This window comes from Lacisediminihabitans changchengi (genome assembly GCF_016634425.1).
GTDB lineage: Bacteria > Actinomycetota > Actinomycetes > Actinomycetales > Microbacteriaceae > Lacisediminihabitans > Lacisediminihabitans changchengi.
Genome location: NZ_JAEPES010000006.1, coordinates 131,441 through 151,387, shown reverse-complemented (window position 1 = coordinate 151,387; position 19,947 = coordinate 131,441). Strand labels below are relative to the sequence as shown.

At 67.2% G+C, this 19,947-nt stretch carries 21 protein-coding genes and 2 pseudogenes; 13 read left to right on the top strand and 10 right to left on the bottom strand.

Annotated features, from left to right (window positions below; translation table 11 throughout):
- Window positions 1–205: 205 nt before the first annotated feature.
- From IV501_RS15725 to IV501_RS15710, 4 genes are read left to right on the top strand one after another with little or no spacing between them, the layout of a single operon-like run.
- Entirely contained in the window at window positions 206–1,102 is an 897-nt protein-coding gene (locus tag IV501_RS15725) for an ABC transporter ATP-binding protein (protein WP_200557269.1), read from the top strand.
- Window positions 1,099–1,911: an ABC transporter permease gene (locus IV501_RS15720; RefSeq protein WP_200557268.1), complete on the top strand. Its 813-nt coding sequence runs from the start codon at window positions 1,099–1,101 to the stop codon at window positions 1,909–1,911. Before IV501_RS15725 ends, IV501_RS15720 begins: the two co-directional genes overlap by 4 nt.
- A 20-nt stretch (window positions 1,912–1,931) precedes the next feature.
- The gene (locus tag IV501_RS15715; RefSeq protein ID WP_200557267.1) at window positions 1,932–3,077 is read left to right on the top strand and encodes a sensor histidine kinase; all 1,146 of its coding nucleotides are present in this window, start codon (window positions 1,932–1,934) and stop codon (window positions 3,075–3,077) included.
- On the top strand, window positions 3,074–3,697 hold the full coding sequence (locus tag IV501_RS15710; RefSeq protein WP_200557266.1) for a response regulator: 624 nt from the start codon (window positions 3,074–3,076) through the stop codon (window positions 3,695–3,697). Before IV501_RS15715 ends, IV501_RS15710 begins: the two co-directional genes overlap by 4 nt.
- On the opposite strand, the gene IV501_RS15705 is transcribed toward IV501_RS15710, so the two are convergent.
- From IV501_RS15705 to IV501_RS15685, 5 genes are all read right to left on the bottom strand, one after another.
- Window positions 3,698–4,453 (bottom strand): ABC transporter permease, encoded by a 756-nt coding sequence (locus IV501_RS15705; RefSeq protein ID WP_200557265.1) that lies wholly within the window; start codon window positions 4,451–4,453, stop codon window positions 3,698–3,700.
- On the bottom strand, window positions 4,450–5,415 hold the full coding sequence (locus IV501_RS15700; protein ID WP_200557264.1) for an ATP-binding cassette domain-containing protein: 966 nt from the start codon (window positions 5,413–5,415) through the stop codon (window positions 4,450–4,452). The genes IV501_RS15705 and IV501_RS15700 overlap by 4 nt, the downstream gene beginning before the upstream one ends.
- A gap of 65 nt (window positions 5,416–5,480) precedes the next feature.
- Entirely contained in the window at window positions 5,481–6,557 is a 1,077-nt protein-coding gene (locus IV501_RS15695) for a UDP-N-acetylmuramate dehydrogenase (RefSeq protein WP_200557263.1), read from the bottom strand.
- The gene (locus IV501_RS15690) at window positions 6,554–6,976 is read right to left on the bottom strand and encodes a MaoC family dehydratase (RefSeq protein ID WP_200557262.1); all 423 of its coding nucleotides are present in this window, start codon (window positions 6,974–6,976) and stop codon (window positions 6,554–6,556) included. The genes IV501_RS15695 and IV501_RS15690 overlap by 4 nt, the downstream gene beginning before the upstream one ends.
- Window positions 6,973–7,419, bottom strand: a complete 447-nt coding sequence (locus IV501_RS15685; protein WP_200557261.1) for a MaoC family dehydratase N-terminal domain-containing protein — start codon at window positions 7,417–7,419, stop codon at window positions 6,973–6,975. Before IV501_RS15685 ends, IV501_RS15690 begins: the two co-directional genes overlap by 4 nt.
- Window positions 7,420–7,939: 520 nt before the next feature.
- Here IV501_RS15685 and IV501_RS15680 point away from each other — a divergent pair.
- A complete protein-coding gene (locus tag IV501_RS15680; RefSeq protein ID WP_200557260.1) occupies window positions 7,940–8,566 on the top strand; it encodes a C40 family peptidase in 627 nt (208 codons plus the stop codon).
- A 620-nt stretch (window positions 8,567–9,186) separates the two neighbouring features.
- Here the strand turns inward: IV501_RS15680 and IV501_RS15675 are convergent.
- Window positions 9,187–10,398: an MFS transporter gene (locus IV501_RS15675; RefSeq protein ID WP_200557259.1), complete on the bottom strand. Its 1,212-nt coding sequence runs from the start codon at window positions 10,396–10,398 to the stop codon at window positions 9,187–9,189.
- A 50-nt stretch (window positions 10,399–10,448) separates the two neighbouring features.
- Between IV501_RS15675 and IV501_RS15670 the strand changes: the two genes are divergently transcribed.
- The 5 genes and pseudogenes from IV501_RS15670 to IV501_RS15650 all read left to right on the top strand — a co-directional run bounded on the left by IV501_RS15670 (window position 10,449) and on the right by IV501_RS15650 (window position 15,866).
- Window positions 10,449–10,763 (top strand): ArsR/SmtB family transcription factor, encoded by a 315-nt coding sequence (locus tag IV501_RS15670; protein ID WP_200557258.1) that lies wholly within the window; start codon window positions 10,449–10,451, stop codon window positions 10,761–10,763.
- Between the two features lie 74 nt (window positions 10,764–10,837).
- Window positions 10,838–11,050, top strand: a pseudogene (locus IV501_RS15665) (inorganic phosphate transporter); the annotation flags it as partial.
- Between the two features lie 167 nt (window positions 11,051–11,217).
- Window positions 11,218–14,136, top strand: coding sequence for an alpha-mannosidase (locus IV501_RS15660; protein WP_200557256.1), 2,919 nt, complete (start codon window positions 11,218–11,220; stop codon window positions 14,134–14,136).
- Between the two features lie 3 nt (window positions 14,137–14,139).
- Window positions 14,140–15,468: an MFS transporter gene (locus IV501_RS15655; RefSeq protein WP_200557255.1), complete on the top strand. Its 1,329-nt coding sequence runs from the start codon at window positions 14,140–14,142 to the stop codon at window positions 15,466–15,468.
- 32 nt (window positions 15,469–15,500) lie between these two features.
- Complete coding sequence (locus IV501_RS15650; protein WP_200557254.1) at window positions 15,501–15,866, top strand: VOC family protein; 366 nt, start codon at window positions 15,501–15,503, stop codon at window positions 15,864–15,866.
- Here the strand turns inward: IV501_RS15650 and IV501_RS15645 are convergent.
- From IV501_RS15645 to IV501_RS15630, 4 genes and pseudogenes are all read right to left on the bottom strand, one after another.
- Window positions 15,867–16,031: pseudogene (locus IV501_RS15645) on the bottom strand (substrate-binding domain-containing protein); the annotation flags it as partial. It lies immediately after the preceding gene.
- 25 nt (window positions 16,032–16,056) lie between these two features.
- Window positions 16,057–16,659, bottom strand: a complete 603-nt coding sequence (locus IV501_RS15640) for a GNAT family N-acetyltransferase (RefSeq protein WP_200557253.1) — start codon at window positions 16,657–16,659, stop codon at window positions 16,057–16,059.
- A 47-nt stretch (window positions 16,660–16,706) separates the two neighbouring features.
- Window positions 16,707–16,919: a hypervirulence associated TUDOR domain-containing protein gene (locus IV501_RS15635; RefSeq protein ID WP_200557252.1), complete on the bottom strand. Its 213-nt coding sequence runs from the start codon at window positions 16,917–16,919 to the stop codon at window positions 16,707–16,709.
- A 17-nt stretch (window positions 16,920–16,936) separates the two neighbouring features.
- Window positions 16,937–17,617 carry an SDR family NAD(P)-dependent oxidoreductase gene (locus IV501_RS15630; RefSeq protein WP_200557251.1) on the bottom strand — a complete coding sequence of 227 codons (681 nt, stop codon included), beginning with the start codon at window positions 17,615–17,617 and terminating at the stop codon, window positions 16,937–16,939.
- A gap of 85 nt (window positions 17,618–17,702) precedes the next feature.
- Between IV501_RS15630 and IV501_RS15625 the strand changes: the two genes are divergently transcribed.
- From IV501_RS15625 to IV501_RS15615, 3 genes are all read left to right on the top strand, one after another.
- Window positions 17,703–18,533, top strand: coding sequence for a helix-turn-helix transcriptional regulator (locus IV501_RS15625; protein ID WP_200557250.1), 831 nt, complete (start codon window positions 17,703–17,705; stop codon window positions 18,531–18,533).
- Window positions 18,534–18,741: 208 nt separating this feature from the next.
- Entirely contained in the window at window positions 18,742–19,254 is a 513-nt protein-coding gene (locus IV501_RS15620; protein WP_200557249.1) for an endonuclease V, read from the top strand.
- Window positions 19,255–19,334: 80 nt separating this feature from the next.
- Complete coding sequence (locus tag IV501_RS15615) at window positions 19,335–19,901, top strand: PadR family transcriptional regulator (RefSeq protein ID WP_200557248.1); 567 nt, start codon at window positions 19,335–19,337, stop codon at window positions 19,899–19,901.
- The last annotated feature ends 46 nt before the right edge of the window (window positions 19,902–19,947 follow it).

The following is a 19,947-nucleotide window of genomic DNA, read 5'->3' as shown; positions in this document are numbered from 1 at the left end:
CCCCCCCCCCCCCCCCCCCCCCCCCCCCCCCCCCCCCCCCCCCCCCCCCCCCCCCCCGGGGGGGGGGGGGGGGGGGGGCCCCCCCCGGCGGGCACGGGGAGGAGGAGGGCGGCGGGCGGCGGCAGCGCGGCATCCACCGGTTCACCGATGCGGCTGTAGCCGGTGCACCGTTGTCGCGGAGGCCGGGTGCGGCCACCATGGTCACATGACCAGCGAGAAGCACGTGAGCGTGCGAGACCTGCGCAAGACCTATTCCACCGGATTCACCGCTGTCGACGGCATCAGCTTCGACATCGAGCGCGGCGAGACCTTCGCCCTGCTCGGCCCGAACGGCGCCGGCAAGTCGACCACGATCGAGATCCTCGAGGGCTACCGCGACCGCAGCGGTGGGGAGGCGACCGTGCTCGGCGTCGATCCTCAGCACGGCGGCCTCGACTGGAAGGCCCGCCTCGGCATCGTGCTGCAGTCCACCGGCGAGAGTGGCAATGTCAGCGTGCGCGAACAGCTCTCCCACTTCGCCAGCTTCTACCCGAACCCCCGCGACGTCGACGAGGTAATCGCCGCGGTCGGCCTCACTGAGAAGGCCAAGTCCCGCATCAAGGCGCTGTCTGGCGGACAACGCCGCAGAGTGGATGTCGCGCTCGGCGTCATCGGACGACCCGAGTTGCTCTTCCTCGACGAACCCACCACCGGTTTCGACCCGGAGGCGCGCCACGAGTTCTGGGACCTCATCCGTGAGCTCAAGCGCGAAGGCACCACGATCCTGCTCACCACCCACTATCTCGACGAGGCGGCGCAACTCGGCGATCGGGCGGGCGTCATCGCGGGCGGCAAACTCATCGACATCGGCGCGATCGGCGAGATCGGGGGGAGGGATGCCCGCACTCCCCTGGTGCGGTGGCGCGACTCATCCGGTGTCCACGAGGAGCGCACCCTCGAACCTGGCGCGGTGGTGGCGCGACTCTACGGGGCGTCCGGCGGCGAACCGGAGGGGCTCGAGGTCATCCGTCCCAGCCTCGAAGACGTGTATCTGAAACTCGTGGCGGGCCACATCGGCTCTTCCGCCCAATCGACAGAACTGATCCAGGAGGAGCTGGCATGAACGCGATCGCACTCGGCCTCGACCGTGCCCGCTACGAGACCAAAATCTACTTCCGCCAGGGCGACACCGTCTTCTTCACCTTCCTGTTTCCCATAGTCATGCTGTCGATCTTCTCGGTCGCCTTCAGTGCCGCCGGCAACTTCGGCACCAACCCCGACGGCTCCGGCGGAATCACCGCGGCCGCCTTCTACGTGCCCGGCATGATCGCGGCCGGAATCCTGCTCAGCGGAGTGCAGAACCTCGCGGTCGACATCGCGGTGGAACGCGGCGATGGCACACTCAAGCGGCTGGCCGGCACGCCGTTGCCGGTGCTGTCGTATTTCATCGGCAAGTTCGGCCAGGTCTTGATCACGTCGCTGGCACAGATCGCGCTGCTGCTGCTGATCGCCCGTTTCGCATTCGGGGTGCAACTGCCGACGGATGCTGGCCGCTGGGGCACTTTCGTCTGGGTGTACCTGCTCGGGATCACCACCTCGGCCGTTCTGGGAATAGCGCTGTCGCGCATCCCGCGCTCGGGGAAGAGCGCGACGGCGGTGATCATCCCGATCGTGCTGGTGCTGCAGTTCATCAGCGGCGTGTATCTGCAGTTCTCGCAGCTTCCGGTGTGGTTGCAGAACGTGGCATCCGTCTTCCCGCTCAAGTGGATGGCACAGGGCATGCGGTATGTCTTCCTGCCCGACAGCTTTCAGCAGGTGGAGCAGGGCAACGAGTGGAACCTCGGCTGGGTTGCCATCGTGCTCGCCGTCTGGCTGGTCGGCGGGCTAATCGCGGCGCGCTTCACCTTCCGCTGGATTCGCAAAGATTCCTGAACGTCTGCAAGGCTGACACGATGACGGGCGCTCGCTGGTGGAACGTGCTGGTCGTCGGCACGATCCTCGTGCTGGCCGCCATCAACGGCGTTACTCGGCCATTCGGACCCTGGCAGCAGATGACAGCGTGGATCGCGCTTGCGCTGTTTCTCGCCTGCTACGTCCTCTACGGTCGCCGCGCGCTGCGGGATGGCACCTCCGGCATCGCGTTCTCGGCGACCGTGATCGTGCTGTCGGGCGTGGTCGTCGCGTGCTCGCCGAGCCTCGCGGTCATCCAGGCGATCGCCTTCCCGCTCGTCTGGGTCGCGATCGAGAGCACCCGGTTGGCCATCGTCGCCAATGTGGCGCTGGCGCTCGTCGTCTCCGCGGGCTTTCTGATCGTGCTCGGCACCGACCCGCAGAACATCGCGAACACGGCCGTCATCGAGGCGATCTCGCTGGTGGGCAGCCTCGCGCTCGGCACCTGGATCACCCGCATCGCCGAGCTGAGCGCGGAGCGCAAGCTGCTGATCGACGAACTCACCCAGACCCAGGACCAACTCGCCCTGCTGAGCCGGGATGCCGGGGTCACCAGCGAGCGCGAACGTCTCGCCCGCGAGATCCACGACACCATCGCGCAGAGCCTCACCGGCCTGGTGATGTTGTCGCAGCGGGCGCAGCGCGAGCTCGCGGCCGGAGAGACCGGAGCGGTCGGCGATCGCCTCGAATTGATCGAGGAGAGCGCCCGAGAGACTTTGGTCGAGACTCGCTCGCTGGTCGCGTCCAGTGCGCCGGTGGAGCTCGGCGGCGGGATCGCGGCCGCCCTCGACCGGCTGGGCGCGCGCTTCGATCGCGAGACCGGCATCCGGGTGTCGGTGTCCGCCGACATCAGCGGCGAATTCGACCGCGACGCCGAAGTCGTGCTGCTGCGCTGCGCCCAGGAGTCGCTCGCCAACGTGCGCAAACACTCGCGCGCACGGGCGGTGAGCATCAGGCTGGAGGGCTGCGCCACCATGACGGTGACGGATGACGGGGTCGGCTTCGACCCGCTCCTTCCGAACGACGGCTTCGGCCTGGTCGGCATGCGCGACCGACTCGCTCTGGTGGCCGGCACCCTCGCGGTCTCGAGCGCGCCAGGCACCGGCACGACACTGACGGTGTCGTTGCCGGCTGGGGTGACGCCGTGATCCGCGTGCTGGTCGCCGACGACCACCCGATCGTGCGGAGCGGCATCGTTGCCCTGCTCGAGACGGCGCCGGATGTCGAGGTCGTCGGGCAAGCGGCGGCCGGAGACGAGGCGGTCGAGCTCGCCCTTGCGCTGCGGCCCGACCTCGTGCTCATGGACCTCCGGATGCCCGGCCTCACCGGCGACGCGGCCACCGCGCGCATTCTCGCCGCGGCCCCGGACATCCGCGTGATCGTGCTGACCACCTACGAATCGGATGAGTCGATCCTCACCGCGATCGAGGCAGGCGCCAGCGGCTATCTGCTCAAGGCTGCGCCGCAGGAGGAGATTCTGGCCGGCATCCGGTCGGTCGCGCGCGGCGAGGTGGCGCTCGCGCCGTCGATCGCCGCGCTGCTGGTGCGCCGGGTGGCGAAGCCGGCGGCCGTGGCCCTGAGTCCGCGGGAGACCGAGGTGCTCGCGCTCGTGGCGCAGGGCCAGAGCAATCCGGCGATCGCGCGCTCGCTGTTCCTGAGCGAGGCGACCGTGAAGACGCACCTGCTCCACGTCTTCGAGAAGCTCGGCGTGAGCGACCGCACCCGCGCGGTCACCCTCGCGATGGAGCTGGGGCTGTTGCCGCGCTAGCTACGCGTTCTGGCGACGGAAGGTGCGCGTGCCCACCCAGACTCCGGCGATGACGAGCACCGCGGTCCAGAGCACGGCCCAGGTGGTGCCGAGCGTCCAGTCGGTGCCCGCGAAGAGATTGCGGATGCCATCGACGATGTGCTTTATCGGGATGATGTCCGAAATCACCTGCAGCCACTGCGGCGCCAGGGTCATCGGCAGCAGGATGCCGCTCAGCAGCAGGATCGGCAGGGTCACGCCGTTCGCCACCGCGGCCAGCGAATCCTCCGTCTTCACGGCAAGCGCCAGCGCATACCCGGCGCACGCGACGGCCCCGGTGAGCAACAGCGCGAGGATATAGCCCAGCACGACGCCGAGCGGCGAAGCGGTCATGCCGAACGCGAAGCCGAGCGCGATGAGGATCGCTCCCTGCACAGCAAGGGTGAGCATGTCTTTGACCACGCGACCGAGCAGCAGTGCGGTGCGGGATGCCGGGGTCACGCGCTCGGCCTCGATCACGCCATCGCGCACCTCGCCGATCAGTCCGAAGCCGACGAACAGTGACCCGAAGATGGCCAACTGCACCAGCAGCCCCGGCACGAACAGCGTGTACGCGTTGGTGGTGCCGAGCTGGGCGGCGATGGGCTTCAGCAGCGGGCCGAATAGCACGAGGTAGAGCACCGGCTGCAGCAGACCGATGGCCACCCACGCGGGTTCCCGCAGCGACAGTCGCAGCTGGCGGCGGAAGACGATTCCGGTGTCGCGGGCGAAACTCATGATGCATCCTCTCGGAGGGAGCGGCCGGTCATGGCCAGAAAGACATCGTCGAGGGTTGGACGGTTGAGCGCGATGGTGTCGAGGTCGACGCCGGCGGTGTCGAGCGACCGGAGCAGATCGGGCATCACCGTGCCGCCGTCTCGCACCCTCGCGCTGACCTGGAGGCCGTCGGTGGAGACCTCTCCGTCGGAGACCGCGGCCAGCGTGAAGGCGGCGGTCGCCACATCCGTCTGCCCCTTGACGGTGAGCGAGACCAGGTCGCCGGAGACTCTGCGCTTGAGCGCGTCGGGAGTGTCGCTCGCGACGATCTCGCCCCGGTCGATGACCAGGATGCGGTCGCACAGAGCATCGGCCTCGTCGAGGTAGTGCGTGGTGAGAAAGACGGTGCTGCCGCGCTTTTCCCGCAAGTCGGAGATGTGCACCCAGAGGTTGGCGCGCGCCTGCGGGTCGAGTCCTGTGGTCGGTTCGTCGAGAAAGACCAACCGCGGGTCGTGCACCAGACCCATGGCGATGTCGAGGCGACGACGCTGCCCGCCGCTCATGTCGCCGGCTTTGCGATCCCACAGCCCCTCGAGGTCGAGCTGGTCGAACAGCTCTCGACCGCGGGCGGTGGCCTGTTGCGCGCTGACGCCGTACAGCATTCCGTGCGACACGATTTCCTCGCCCGCCCGCGCCTGGCGACCGGTCGATCCGCTCTGCGAGACGTACCCGATGCTGCGACGTACGGCCACCGGGTCGGCCAGCAGATCATGACCGGCGACGGTGGCGGTACCGGCCGTCGGCTTCAGCAGCGTGGTGAGCATGCGGAGCGTCGTGGTCTTGCCCGCGCCGTTCGGCCCGAGAAAGCCCACGATCTCGCCCTCGGCAACATCGATATCGACCCCGGAGACCGCCGTGACGATCGACCTCTCGCGGCCTTTCTTCGTGACGAAGGTGCGCTGCAACCCCGTGGCGTGAATCATCCGGTCTCCTTCGATGGTCAGCCCATTCAAGCGGCGACCACCGACACAGCGCTAGAGCCGACCCGCTATACCTCGACGCCGACCAGTATCGGTTCTGGCTGCAGGATGACTCCGAAGCCGGTCAACACGCGGGTCTGGATGTAGCGCGCCAGCTCGCCCACCTCCGCGGCCGTGCCGCCGCCGGTATTGACGATCGCGAGCGTGTGCTTGCTCGACACCGCGATGCGCGACCCCGGCAGGCGGAAACCTCGCGTGATGCCCGAGTGCTCGATCAGCCAGGCCGCGCTGAGTTTGACCGTGCGGTCGACTGCGCTGGCGTCATCCATGGTGCTGTCATCCGCGCCGTCCAGCGACACCGGCCAGCGCGGGGCGTCCGTCGGCAGGCCGCGCGCAAAGCCGTCGCTCACGATCGGGTTGGTGAAGAAGGAGCCGACACTCACCGAGTCGGGGTCGTCTGGGTTGAGCAGCATCCCCTTGGAGGCGCGCAGCGCGAGCACCGCCGCGCGCACATCGGCCAGCGGCAGGCGTGCTCCGAGCTCGACGCCCAGCGCGCCGGCCAGCTGTGGATAGGCGATCGGCGCGCTGAGCGCGTCGGTCTTCTCAAGTGCCAGTTCGATCGCGACGACGAGCCCCCGCCGCCCGGCCTTCAGCTGTGAGGTGCGGTAGGCGAGGCCGAGTTCGTCGGCGCTGAGCCACTCGCGGTCTCCGGTGACGGCGTCGATGAAATCGACGGCGACGAGCGCGGAGGCGATCTCCTGCCCGTACGCTCCGATGTTCTGGATCGGCGCGGCCCCGCTCGACCCGGGAATCCCGGAGAGCGCCTCGATCCCCGCGAGTCCGTGCGCGACGGCATACGCCACGAGGTCGTCCCAGGGCTCGCCGGCCTGCACGCGGAGGTGCGTTCGGCCGTCAGCATCCGTCGCCAACTGCTCGATGCCCCGCGTGCGGACACGGATGACGCTGCCGTCGAACCCCGAATCCGCCAGCACCACGTTCGACCCGCCGCCCAACACGAGCCAGGCGCCGCCGCCGTCCCAGACGCGCCGCGCCGCGGCGACGAGCTCGTCGGGGGTGGTCGGCTCGAGCAGTTCGGCGGCCGGGCCGCCTACCTTCAGGGTCGTGAAATCGGCGAGCGGGCTCACGCCAGGCTCACGACGACCTGCGCCTTACCGAGCACCGTGGTGTCTGCAGCGGTGACCGTGAGGTCGACGCGGGCGGTCTGCTTCTCGGCGTCGAATGCGCCGATCTTGGCCGACACGGTGACCAGGGCGCCCTCAGTGGCGTCGACGAGCACCGGCCGGGTGAACCGCACGCCGTAGTCGAGCACCTTGCCCGGGTCGCCGATCCAGTCGATGACCGGCTGCACGGCGACACCCATCGTGAGCATGCCGTGGGCGAGTACTCCGGGAAGGCCGACCGAGATGGCGATGTCGTCGCGGTAGTGGATGTCGTTGAAGTCGCCGGATGCGCCGGCGTAGCGAACGAGCGAGCCACGGCTGATCGGGAACTCGCCGCTGGCGACTATCTGACCGACCTCGAGGGTGGTGATGTCGATGCTCATGCGTCCCCCCTGACCACGAGGGTGGAGATGGCGGTCACGACGTGGGCGCCGGTGGCGTCGACGATCGAGGAGTCTGCGGTGACCATCGAATTGCCGCCGAGGCTCTTCACACTGGAGACGGTGAGGGTGGCGGTGAGTTCGTCGCCGGCGACGATAGGGCGCGTGTAGCTGAACCGCTGCTCGCCGTGCACCACCTGCGAGAAGTCGATGCCGGCGTCTGGTTCTGCAAGAAGCTGCTGCAAGGTCGCCTCCTGAATGACGACAGGGAAGGTCGGCGGGGCGACGAGGTCGCTGTAGCCGGCGGCGCGGGCGGCCGCGACATCCGTGTTCAAGGGGCTGGCGGAGTAAACCGCGCGAGCGAACTCACGGATCTTCTCGCGGCCGACGAGGTACGGCTCGGTGGGCGGGAATACCCGCCCCTGCAGATCGGGGTTCACTGACACGCGTGCCAGCCTAACCAGCGGGCGGTTCATGCACGAAACCGTTAAAGCACGAAACCCCGGCGCCTGGGAGCGCCGGGGTTCATGGGGGTTCTAGTGACGGCCTACTGGCAGCTGTCGCACTGCAGGTCGTCCATCGGGTCTACCGGTACCGCGTAGCCGCCGACGAAGTCGTTGTCGTTGTCCATGTGGACCTCCTTATGTCGCAAAGCTCTGTCGATCGAAAAAATATGCCCCCACGGTGCCTGGACTGGGATCCGGCGCCGTCTTGGGTTCTCACTATATAACCGGAATGACAGGTATGTCATTCCACTACATCTAGTGTTTCGGCGTGTCGCGCAGATTAATTCTTGGCGTCGTCGTGTTCCTCGATTCTTGCGTGCACCACCGACATGTGCGGCGGTGCCGTGAACCGTGGACGCCGGTGAAAGACGCCAGCCCGGCGCGAGGGAAGCCCGTGCTGGGGCACAAGAAATCTGCCAGGGGTGTCGCGGATTTGACACGCTGACGTAGGCTCGAACAAATGACTAATGCCATCGCCAAGCTGGGAGCCATTGTCGCTGCGACTGCAATTATCGCGACAGCGGCACTCCCGGCATATGCCAGCCTGGGAACCCCGGCGAGCCACGAGGTGCGGACTGCAGCTGTTCAATCAGTATCGGCCTTCGACGCGGTCGATCAAGCCGCATCGGCCCGAGATCCGTATACCGTTACCAAACCGCAGCCTGTCGCGGTGGCAGTCGCGTCGGTATTCCGAGCCTCGACCGTCAATCGCTTCTCTGGCGCCACCCCGCCCTCGCAGGCCTACAGCGGTGCGGCAGTGCTCGAATACGCGGCCCAGTTCGTCGGTCAGGTGCCCTATGGCACCGGAAACAGCCCCAGCACCAGCTTCTCGTGCGACGGCTATACCCAGTACGTTTTCGCCGGATTCGGCATCAGCCTGCCCCGGACGGCAGACGCACAGGCCGCTCTCGGCGTCGTCATCGACAAGTCGCAGGCTGTCGCCGGCGACCTGGTCTGGTGGCCGCACCGCCACGTCGGAATCTACGACGGCGCCGGCGGCATGTTCAACTCGCCCACCTGGGGACGATACGTTGAGCACGCCAGTTCGCTCTGGGGCTCGCCGCTCTTCGTTCGGCTCACCCTCTAGCACGAGACACTCGTCGGTTCCACGGACGAGCGCGACGAAAAGGACGAGCGCGACGCCGAGAAGTAAAGGATCGGTGTCACATCCGGCAGTGAGCTCTTGGTAGCCGGGCAAAATAGCACATCGCTCCCCAAATAAAATGCCCCCTTTCTGGGGCATCGCGGGATGTCCCCCTAAGTGCGGACACCGCGCTAGGGTTTAGCTACTGCCGAGGATGGTTCCCGACTTCCCGGCATGGATACCCGAATAGAGCTCCGCAGCTTCCCCCCGAGCATGCGCGGAGTCTCCGCTACGTATCCGCGGTGCAGTCCCCCCGAACTGCAGCGCTTGCGGGAGGGCCGTGCGGCAAACCCCCGTAACCGCATCGGCCCTCCCCGCACCTCTCTCTTTCCTCGTTATCGCGCACATGCCCCGTTTTGGGGGCTTTTTTCCCGAGAAGCTCGCACGCATACTGAGACACATCGAAAGGTCGTCGGGGGACGACCTATCGCGACTAAATCCCCTAGGGGATGGTCGATGTGGACTCACTTCGGGTGTGAGTCCACATCGGCCCCTTCGACTCTCCACTGCATTGCCGTGCAAACTCCGGCCGGCAGTCGGATGGCATCTGATCCGTTCGAGAATCAGGACGCCGTTGCCACGGCCTCCACGGTGCGGCGGCGAGCCCAGCCGAGCTGGAAGGCGACGACCGCCAGGGCGATGGCTGCGGCGCCGACATCCGGAATCGACTCGGCACCCCCGAGTCGCATAGCCGCAGCACCCGCGATCGGCGCCAGCGCGATACCGACGTACATCGCCGTCGAGAACCAGGAGATCGCGACCCCCGCCATCGCAGGGTCGATAGCGATCAGTCGATGCTGCACCGGGAGCAGGCTGGCGTTAGAGGCGAGCCCCCACACCGCGAACACCACCGCGGTGCCGACAAAACTCTCGGCGACGACGGGGAGCAATGGCAACGTGACCAACTGCACCGCGATGAAGATCGTGGCTACGGTGCGGCTGCCGAAGCGATCGGTGAGCGGGCCGATCACCACGTTTCCGCCGATCCCCGCGACGCCGAAGATCAGCAGCAGCACGGCGAGCAGGGACGGGGACCCTCCGGTAGCGGTTGCCGTCACCACCGAGCTGAAGATGTAGACGACGTTGAAGCCGGCGATCACGAGCAGGGTGGTGGCGAGAGCCAACAGGATGCGGGGGTCGGCGAGGATCGCGAAGCGGCGGCGAACCGACACCGGCGCTCCGATCGGGATGCCCCGGACTGCGAAAGCGACCGCGACGGCCACCAGGGCGGCGAGCACCGCGAGCCCGAACAGGGGAACGCGCCATCCGCCGATCGCTGCGATTGCAGTACCGAGCGGCGCGCCGAACGCGACTGCCGCCGTGAAGCCGACCCCCACGAAGGCGATGGCACGACCCCGCCTCTCGGGGGAGGCGAGGGAAGCAGCCGCCGCGGTGGCCACGGGAACGAGCGCCGCGCCGCCGAAGGCCGCGACGATCCGACCCGCGGTGAAGACCTCGAGCGTGGGAGCGAGCGCGGCGACCACGGTGCCGAGAGACAGCAGAACGAGCCCCGCGGTCATGAGGGTGGTGCGCGACATCCTGGCGAGGAAGATCGAGATGGCGGGAGCCGCCACGGCGACGACGATCGCGTAGAAGGTGATGGAGTAGCTGACGTCGCTGGCGTGCACGTGCAGAGTCGCCGCGATGGAGGGAAGGAGGCCGGCGATGACGAAGGCGTTGGTGCCCACCACGAAGAGGCCGACCGCGAGAATCGCCAGTCGTGGATAGAGCCCCGCATTCTCAGCCGGAGCGTATGATTGTTTGATACTCGTCATACGGTGGACACTAGCATAGTTCGATCGTCATCAAACGATATGAGAGAGAAATGTCTGCCGACTATCCGGTGCCCGACATGAACGATGTCGAGCTCGTCGAGGTGCTGAAGGCCCTGGCTGACCCGATTCGCCTCAAGATCCTGCAGGAGCTCGCCGATGGGAAACCCCATCCGAAAAGCGCACCGGTGTGGGGCTTCGAGGTGCAGAAATCCACGCTCGCACATCACTTCAAGACGCTGCGAGAGGCGGGCCTCACCCGAACCCTCGTCGACGGGCGCACCCACGCCATCCAGTTGCGTCGGGTCGAGCTGGACGAGCGGTTTCCCGGGTTGGTCGACGCGCTGACCGCGGACATCCGGCATTAACACCCAGCAGTAACGCCCCGCAGTAACGCCCCGCGGCCGCAGCGGCCGGGGCAGGATGTCCCGTAGCGACGGTCGTGGCCGTGCTCATCTCCGCCGTGCTCAATCTGGTCGGCGCCTTCCTTTCCACCGCGGTGGCAAAGATCGTCTCATCGGGCATTCTCACCGAGAGCTCCAAGGGCATCCCGCACATCAGCACGACCATGATCTTTGCTGGCCTGGTCCGCGCGGTGCCCTGGAACCTCGGCACCTGGTGGCTCGGCTTGCCATCCAGCTCCACCCACGCTATCGCCGTGCTGTACGGCACATTTACCTGGTGGTGCCGCAGTTCCACATGAGTTAGACGCCGCCCAGAGGGTGTGGGCGTAGGCCGTCGGCTAGGCTGGCGCCGCGCGGGCCGAGAGCTCCCTGATGCCGCACCGAAGCGGCATCGACGCGCGGAGGAGGCCGGCACGGCATGCCCAACCTCATCACGTGGACATTCGGCCTCGCGGCGGAGGATCCGCGCGAATACCGGAGGCTGCGGCGCATCCGAGAGCGGGTGTACTCGAGGGTCACGGAGCTGTCGGCGGAGGTCATCCGCTCCAGCGAACCGATCGCCTTCGCCGATCTCGACCGGTCGGCTTTCACGCCGCTGCGGCCGGGCGCGACGTTCGGCAGGACCCTCGACTGTGCCTGGCTGCGGATAACCGGCGAGATTCCCGCCGACTCCGAGGGCAACGTGGTGATGCTCGGCATCCGGGGCGAGGGGCTCATCTATCTGCCCGATGGAACCGTCGTCGACGCGATCAGCCGGGTTTTCCAACAGGGCGACCTTCCGCACAGCGGTGGACGATTCCGGCCCCTCCACCAGGTGCGCGTTGCACCGGGCCCGATCGAGATCTACGCCGATGTCGCGTACAACGGCTGGCTGCTCTACGAGCTCGGGCGCGGCACCTACCACGGGGCGTTCCTGGGTCGCCGCGACGACGAGACCTACTCCCTCTATTACGACTACCTGACGCTGCTCGTGCTCGCCCGGTCGACGACGGATGCCCCCCTCACCGCGAATCTGCGCCTCGCGCTGAAAACGGCCTGGTCCCGCTTCACGGCTCACGACATCCCAGCCGCCCGCGCCGCTCTCGCCCCGCACCTCGCCGCGACGTCGGAGAGCGACTTCGTGTACAGCGCGGTCGGCCACGGACACCTCGACATGGCCTGGCTCTGGCCGCTGCGCGAGACGCGGCGCAAAGCCGCACGCACCTATACGCGTGCTCTCAACACAATCGACGCGACGCCCGACTACCTCTACGGCACGAGCCAGCCGCAGCAGCTCGAATGGATGCGGCAGCAGCATCCCGCGATCTTCGAGCGCGTGAAGAAGGCGGTAGCCGCCGGGCGCCTCGAGTTGCAGGGCTCATTCTGGGTGGAGACCGACACCAATCTTCCGGGCGGAGAGTCGCTGGTGCGGCAATCGCTGGTCGGCCGCCGCTTCCTCGCGGACGAGTTCGGACTGCAGCCCGAGGACATGCGGTTGTGCTGGCTTCCCGACACCTTCGGCTACAGCGGCAACCTCCCGCAGATCCTCACCAAGAGCGGTATGGACTGGTTCCAAACCATCAAACTCGCCTGGAACAAAGTCACCGTCTTCCCCCATCGCACCTTCCGCTGGGAGGGGATCGACGGCTCGAGCGTGCTCGTGCACATGCCGCCCGAGGGCGACTACAACAGCCGGGGCGCCGCCGATGGTCTCCTGCGCGGGCTCGCGCAATACCCGGAGAAGGCGCTCAATACCGCGCTGCTCGTCTACGGCTCGGGCGACGGAGGCGGCGGCCCGGGAGAGATCCACCTCGAGGTCACCGGTCGCGAACACGATCTGCGTGGCCTGCCGAAAGTCGTCTACTCCACGGCGAGCGCGTTCTTCCGTCGGCTCGAGACAATGCACGTGGCGCACACCCATCGCGGAGAGCTCTACTTGGAAACCCATCAGGGTACGTATACGACCCAGGCACAGATCAAGCGACGGAACCGCATCGTCGAGCGCAAGCTGCACGAGGCCGAAGCGCTCGCGGTCATGGTGGGAACGGACAGCGGTGCGGAGCTGCGGCAGCACTGGCGCGATGTGCTGCTCGGGCACTTCCACGACATCCTTCCCGGCTCGTCGATCGCCCGCGTCAACCGCGAGGCGATAGAGACGCTGACTCGAATCGAAGGTGAACTGGATGATTACGCGGCGGAGCTCATCGACCGGATCCCCCGACCACAGGGCGACCTCGCGGCACTCAATCTGACCTCCATCCCCCGCCGGGAACACGTGCAGGTCGACGGCGACTGGCAGGTCGCCACCGTCAATCCGTATGCATCTGCGCTACTCGAGCCAGGCGGGGAGGTCGAGGGGCTGACCTTCACTGCTGACACCATCTCGAACGGGGAACTGACCCTCCGATTCGTTGCGTCCGGGGAGATCACGTCGTGCGTCGACGCGTCCGGCGCCCAACATGCCGCGAACGGCATGAATCGCCTGGTGCTGCACCGCGACCCGTACCAGTTCCCTTTCGATGCCTGGGACATCGGCCAGAAGTACCTCCGGCGCACGCCGCGCACGCTGCGGCCGAGCGAGGTCGAAACGTACATCGACGGCCCGCGCGTGGTGCGGCGGCAGGTGTACCGCTGGGGACGAGGCTCGATCACGCAACTGGTCGTGCTGGAAGCGGGAAGTCAGCTGGTGCGATTCGAGACCACCATAAATTGGCGGGAGAGGCACCACATGCTCCGGACGGAGTTCCGCCCGGTCCACTACGGCGATACAGCCAAGTGCGAGATCCAGTTCGGCCACATCGAGCGCACCACCCTCGAGCGCGACGACGTGGAGCGAGCGCAGTTCGAAGTGGTCGCACACAGGTGGATCGCCACCGAAGACAGCGGCGGCGGGTTCGCGTTGCTCAACGACGGAAAGTACGGCCATCGGGCGAAGAGCGGACTCATCAGTCTGAATCTGCTGCGCTCCCCGACTTTCCCCGACAAGACCGCCGACCGCGGGATCCATCGCCTCACCTATGCGTTCCGCCCCTTCACCGACCTAGCCGACGTGATCTCCGACGGCTATCGCCTCAACAACCCGCTGCTCCTCGCCCAGGGGATCGAGCAGCACAGCCTCGCCGCCGTGGATCAGCGGGGTGTGATCGTGGAGACCATCAAGCGGGCCGAGACGGGAGGCGGCGTCATCCTGCGACTGTACGAAAGTCTCGGAGCGCCGACCACGACCTCGCTGCAGACGACGATCCCACACGCGACCGCCACCGAGACCGACCTCATGGAACAGCCGATCGGCGCCATCGATCTGGAGCGGCTCGAGTTCACGCCGTTCGAGATCAAGACGATCCTGCTGGAGGGCTGAGCCGTGACCGCCGTGAAACCCCCTCGGGTCATCTCCCCGAGCCTGCAGGGCAATGCGATCGTGGCGGCCGGCTTCGGGCAGAACGTCATCCTCACCACGGTGACGACGTTCATCCTCGTCTACCTGATCCAGTACGTCCACGTTTCGACTGCCGGGATCGCGGTGGTCACGACGATCATCACCGTGGCCAAGATCGTCGACGCCGTCAGCGATCCGGTGATGGGCAGCATCATCGATCGCACCCGGACCAGATGGGGAAAGCTGCGGCCGTTCATCCTGTTCTCTGCCCTCCCGGTCGCGGTGCTCACCGGTCTGCTGTTCACGGTTCCGGATGTCGCGGAGCCGGCGCAACTCGTCTTCTTCGGCATCGCGTACCTGCTGTGGGGACTCACGTACACCGTGTGCGACGTTCCGTTCTGGGCGCTGATCGGTTCGGCCTTCCCCGACCCGATGGTTCGCACCCGGATCGTCTCGCGGGTGCGCGCCTTCGGCGCCATCTCGCTCGGGCTCGCCACCCTCGGGCTGCCGTACCTCGCCCAGGCTCTGAGCTTCGACCTCACGACGAACGCCGGAGGATGGTCGCGCGCGGTCTTCCTGGTCGCCATAGTCGGCATGGCGTTGTTCTCGCTCGCATTCTTCTTCACTCGCGAGCGCGAGACCGTCGCAACGACGCGCCTGAGCTTCCGGCAGCTGTTCGGCACGCTGTTTCGCAACACCCCGCTGTTGATGGTGCTGCTGGGCTCGGTGCTGGGATTCGGGCGCAACATCGTGCAGGCGGGCGGCGCGGTGTTCGCCGTGATCGCGTACGGAGACCCGGCATACTTCACGCTGATCGGTGCCGCGATCATTCTGGGCATCGTCATCGCCGCGTTCCTCACTCCGTTGCTCCTCCGCCTGATGACCTCCCGCACCCTGGTCATCGGGAGCTCGCTGGTGGGGGCAGTGTTCTACGTCGCGCTGTACCTGGTCGGGTACCGCAGCATCCTCGGCATGGTGGTGTTCATCTTCCTCACCGGTCTCACGCTCGGGATCTTCCTGGTGGTGCAGGCGACCATGATCGCCGATGCCGTTGACGACTCCGAAGCGCGCACCGGTGTGCGCAACGACGGAATCTCGTTCGCCACGCTCACCTTCGTCTCGAAGATCATGGGAGCCCTGTCGGTGCTCGTATTCGGCGTCTTCGTGGTGCTCGCGGGCTACGAGGACGGGGTGACCATCACTCCCGTCATGCAGAACATCGTCTTCGCCTCGATCACGATCGTGCCGGCCGTCAGTTGCATCGCATCCGCCGTTCCGTTCGTCTTCTACCGGCTCGGGTCGTCGAAGGCCTAGCGGATTTCGGTACCCCGGAATATCGTGTCGGCATGATCGGATCATACGAATCCCTTGTCATCGACTGCCCCGACCCGCAGCAGCTCGCCCGCTTTTACTCCGCGCTGCTCGGCGCGGAGATCGTCGGGTACGACGCCGACTGGGCCGAGATCGTTCCGCCGGGCGGCACGCGCCCGCTGATCGCGTTCCAACAGGTCGAGAACTACACGCCGCCACAGTGGCCGGGGCAGGATATCCCGCAGCAGATGCACATCGACGTGAAGGTCAACGACCTGGAGGCCGGGGAAGCGGCGGTGCTGGAGATCGGGGCGACCAAGGCCGGATCGGAGACCCCCACATTCCGCGTCTACCTCGACCCGGCCGGGCATCCGTTCTGTCTGATCGCGCCTCAGGACTGACTAGACGGCTCTGTCCGCGACCGGACGAGTCGATCCGCGCACCTGCAAGCTCGGGAAGAACATCTCGTGGAGGGCTGTAGTGCGACCGCGGATCCGCTCGAGCAGCAGCTCGACCGCCCGAGTCGCCATCGCCTCGCCCTGCTGATCCACCGACGTCAGGGAGCTGGCCGAGGCCGATCCGCTATAACGTTCAGAACTCCAGCCGCATCACCACGCGACGCTTGGTCGGGTGCGACACCTCGCTGAACCCTGCCGCCGTGAAGGCGCTCACCGGGCCGACCCGGAACTCGTCCCAGGTGACCTCTCGGCCCTCGGTGAGCATCGGGTAGCCCTCGATCGCCTCGGCACCACGCTCCCGAGCGTGCCGCACGGCGGCTTTCACCAGCTGCCCGGTGAACCCGCGACCACGGAACCCCCGGCGTACGACCATGCACGGAATCGCCCAGACCCTGTCATCATCCTTGTCTTCGTGGCGACCCTTCCACGGCACCGGAGACCCGCGCACACGACCGTAATCCGACCTCCGGTCGACCGCACACCAGGCGACCGGGTCGTCGTCGAGGTAGCCGACGACGCCGATCGTCTCAGTCGCGCGCGGGTCGCCGCAGTGGGTCTCGGCCCGGAACAGCGCCGCCCGCTCGTGCTCGGGCATCGGAAAGTAGTCGCCATCTCCGAGTCGCTCCCGGGTGCAGTGGCAGTGCGAAGCCATGCCCGTGAGGATCGCCTGCAGGTCGTCCCAACTCGCCTCGTTGGCAGGGACGAAGCGCAGCACGTCCTGCGGCGACGGTGACATCTGCCCAGCGTACAAACCGGGTGCGCCGCCCACCAGCCTGCTGACGGCTAGCCGGCGAGCGTGCGCAGCGCCGATCCTTTATGCGCAGCCTGAGCCCCGGTCTTCTCCGACGTGATGATGAACGCGGGCTCGTCGGCGGATGCCGTGAAACGTTGACCGTCGAACTCGAAGTCCGCGGTCTTCCGCTCCGCGATCCTGCCCTGGGTTCGACCCTGGGAAGTGTTCCACGACACCCGATCCCCGACCTTCAGCTCTGCCATGCGGTGGACGGTACCCCTCAGTACGCGATGACCCCATCCCGGTCGCTGAAGGTGCCGGTGGGGCCGTCGGCGGCGATCGTGGCCATGGCGACCACGGCATCCGTTCCCTCGGTCACGGTCTGGGGGCCACTTTTGCCGTTGAGATCGGTGGCGGTGTAACCCGGATCGATGGTGTTGACGCGCATTCCCGGCAGCAGCTTGGAGTACTGGATACCGAGCATGATCACGGCGGCCTTGGACGTCGTGTAGCCGAGGGTCAGCACCGATGACTCGACGCGGTCGGGGTCCATGACGAAGCGTGGGAAGCCGAGACCGCTTGCGACGTTCACGATCACCGGGTGGTCAGAGGCGGAGAGTAGAGGGAGCGCGGCCTGCGTCACGCGCACGATCGAGTAGACGTTCGTGTCGAGGACGGAGTGCAGCTCGTCGGCGCCGAACTCCTCGACCGTCGCCTGCGGCCCGGTGATGCCGGCGTTGTTGATCAGCACGTCGAGGGCGGGAAGCGACGCGATTGCCGCATCGACGGATGCCTGGTCGGTCACGTCGAGCTGCACGATGTGGGCACCGAGAGCGGCAGCATCCGTTGCCTTCGAGGTGTCGCGCATGCCGGCGTAGACGGTGTGCCCCGCCTCGATGAGGCGGCGGGCGGTTTCGAGTCCGAGGCCCTTGTTGGCCCCAGTGATGAGTGTTGTTGTCATGCTTCGAGACTGCGGGAGCCGCCAGCTGATTTGCTGGCACTGCGGGTACCACCCGATCGTCAGGGGGCCGGAGCATGATGGAGTCATGACAGAACTCGGTACCGTGCTGCGCGCCTGGCGCGATCGCGTCTCCCCCGTCGAAGCGGGGCTGCCCGGCGGCGGCGATCGGCGATCACCGGGGCTCCGGCGCGAGGAGCTGGCGATGCTGGCCAACCTGAGCGTCGACTACATCGTGCGGCTCGAGCAGGGGCGGGCGAAGCATCCGTCTCCGCAGGTGCTCGCGTCACTCGCCCGGGCGCTGCGGCTCACCGACGAAGAGCGTGACCATCTGTACCGCATGGGCGGGGTCGCCGTTCCGACGCGCACCATGGTGCCGCGGCACGTCACGCCCGGGGTGCAGCACATCGTCGATCGCCTGGGAGAGGTGCCGGTGTCGGTGTTCTCCGCCGCCTGGGACACCCTGCTCGTCAACGATCTCTGGGTGACCCTGTTCGGCGAAGCGCTGCCGACCGGCGGCCGCGCGGGCAACCTGCTCTGGAAGCAGTTCACCGGTCACGAGTCGCCGGTGAGCTACAGCCAGGAGCACGGCGAGCAGTTCCACCGCGACCTGGTCTGCGATGCGCACGTCGCGGTCACGCGGTATCCGGATGACGTCGCCCTCACCTCACTCGTCGCCGACCTGCGCTCGCAGTCGGAGGAGTTCGAACGCCTCTGGAACTCGGCCGGCTTCGGTGAGCACCGCGAGTCACGCAAGACCATCCACAATGTGCTGGTCGGCGCGATCACCGTCGATTGCGACGTGCTGACCGCGCCAGGCAGCGACCTGAAGATCGTGGTCTATACGGCGGTTCCGGGATCGACGGATGCCGACAAACTCGACCTCCTCCGCGTGAGCGCAGTCCGCGCCTTCGCCTGACCTGCCGAGGGCCTACCCCCGCGGGTTTTTCAGTAGAAGCTCGGTGTTCTGATCCTTCGGAGTGCCGCCCAGCGAGCGGCGGGTGGACTCTGGCACGGGGCCTCTTTCGTCGAGTGGATTCGAGGGGAGTTCGTCTCGATAACCCTTTCGACGCCCGGTGGCCGCACAACGCCGGTGCCGCGGTCGAATAACAGCGAGGATGGGATGCATGGACGGGCTCGCCTTGCTCGATGTGCGCTACGGCGGGGACGATGCGCGCTGCGCCTGCGTCGTCGCCGACGGGTGGACATCCGAACTGCCTACTCTCGAGTTCACCGTCGACACGCATGGAGTCGCGCCGTACCGCAGCGGCGCCTTCTTCGAGCGGGAGCTCCCCTCGCTCGTCGCCGCCGTCGACGAATTAGAGCGCCGCGCCGCCGACGTCGGCTGCCTGGTCGTCGACGGGTACGTGTTCCTCGACGCCGACGCCAGGCCAGGCCTCGGCTGGCATCTCTGGCATCACTACGGCGGACGCTACGCCGTGGTCGGGATCGCGAAGACCGCGTTCAGCGGCAATGCCTCAGCGGTCCCGGTGACGCGCGGCCGCAGCATCCGTCCCCTGTTTGTCACCGCAATCGGCGTGGACGCGCTCGAGATCGCGGACACCGTGCGACGGATGCCCGGCCCGCACCGCCTGCCGACGCTAGTCGCGCGGGCAGACCGGCTGTCGCGAGCATGCTGACGCCCTCGCGACATCCAGGTTCGAGGGATACGGTCAAGCACAACGCCGAGCCGAGTGGCCCGAGCGCGGAGGAGGACATCATGAGCGGTGCATTCACAGGCGACGGGTTCACAGGATTTCGCGGAGGAAGCGGGGACGGCTGGCCGGGCGGCGCGATCTGGGCGCAGCTCGAGCAGCTCCGTGGCCAGTTCTTCGATCGGATGCCCGGCGCCACAGGAGCGCGGCGCGACGTGCGCGCGGCTCTTCTCGCCCTGCTCTCGGAACAGCCGATGACGGGATCACAGCTGATCTCCGCCATTCAGGAGCGCAGTGGTGGAGCCTGGACTCCGACGCCCGGCGCGGTCTACCCCGAACTCCAGTTACTCGTCGACGAGGGACTCGGCCAGGCAGACCAGGTCGAGGGCCGTAAGACCTACTCCCTCACGGACGAGGGCCGGCGGGTTGCCGGCATGACCGCGGACGGGCCCTCGCCGTGGGAAGCGCAGCCGACCCAGCATCGCGCGGGCGCTCTGCCGAGGGCCGGCATCGATCTCGCGCAAGCAACCGCGACGGTGGCACGCACCGGCAGCCCCGAGCAGGTGGAGCAGGCAGTTGCCGTGCTCGCCGAGGCGCGGCGCAAGCTGTTCGCCATCCTCGCCCAGGACTGACGGGTGCCCCCAGAACGACGGCTTCACGGCGACGGTAAGACCGACG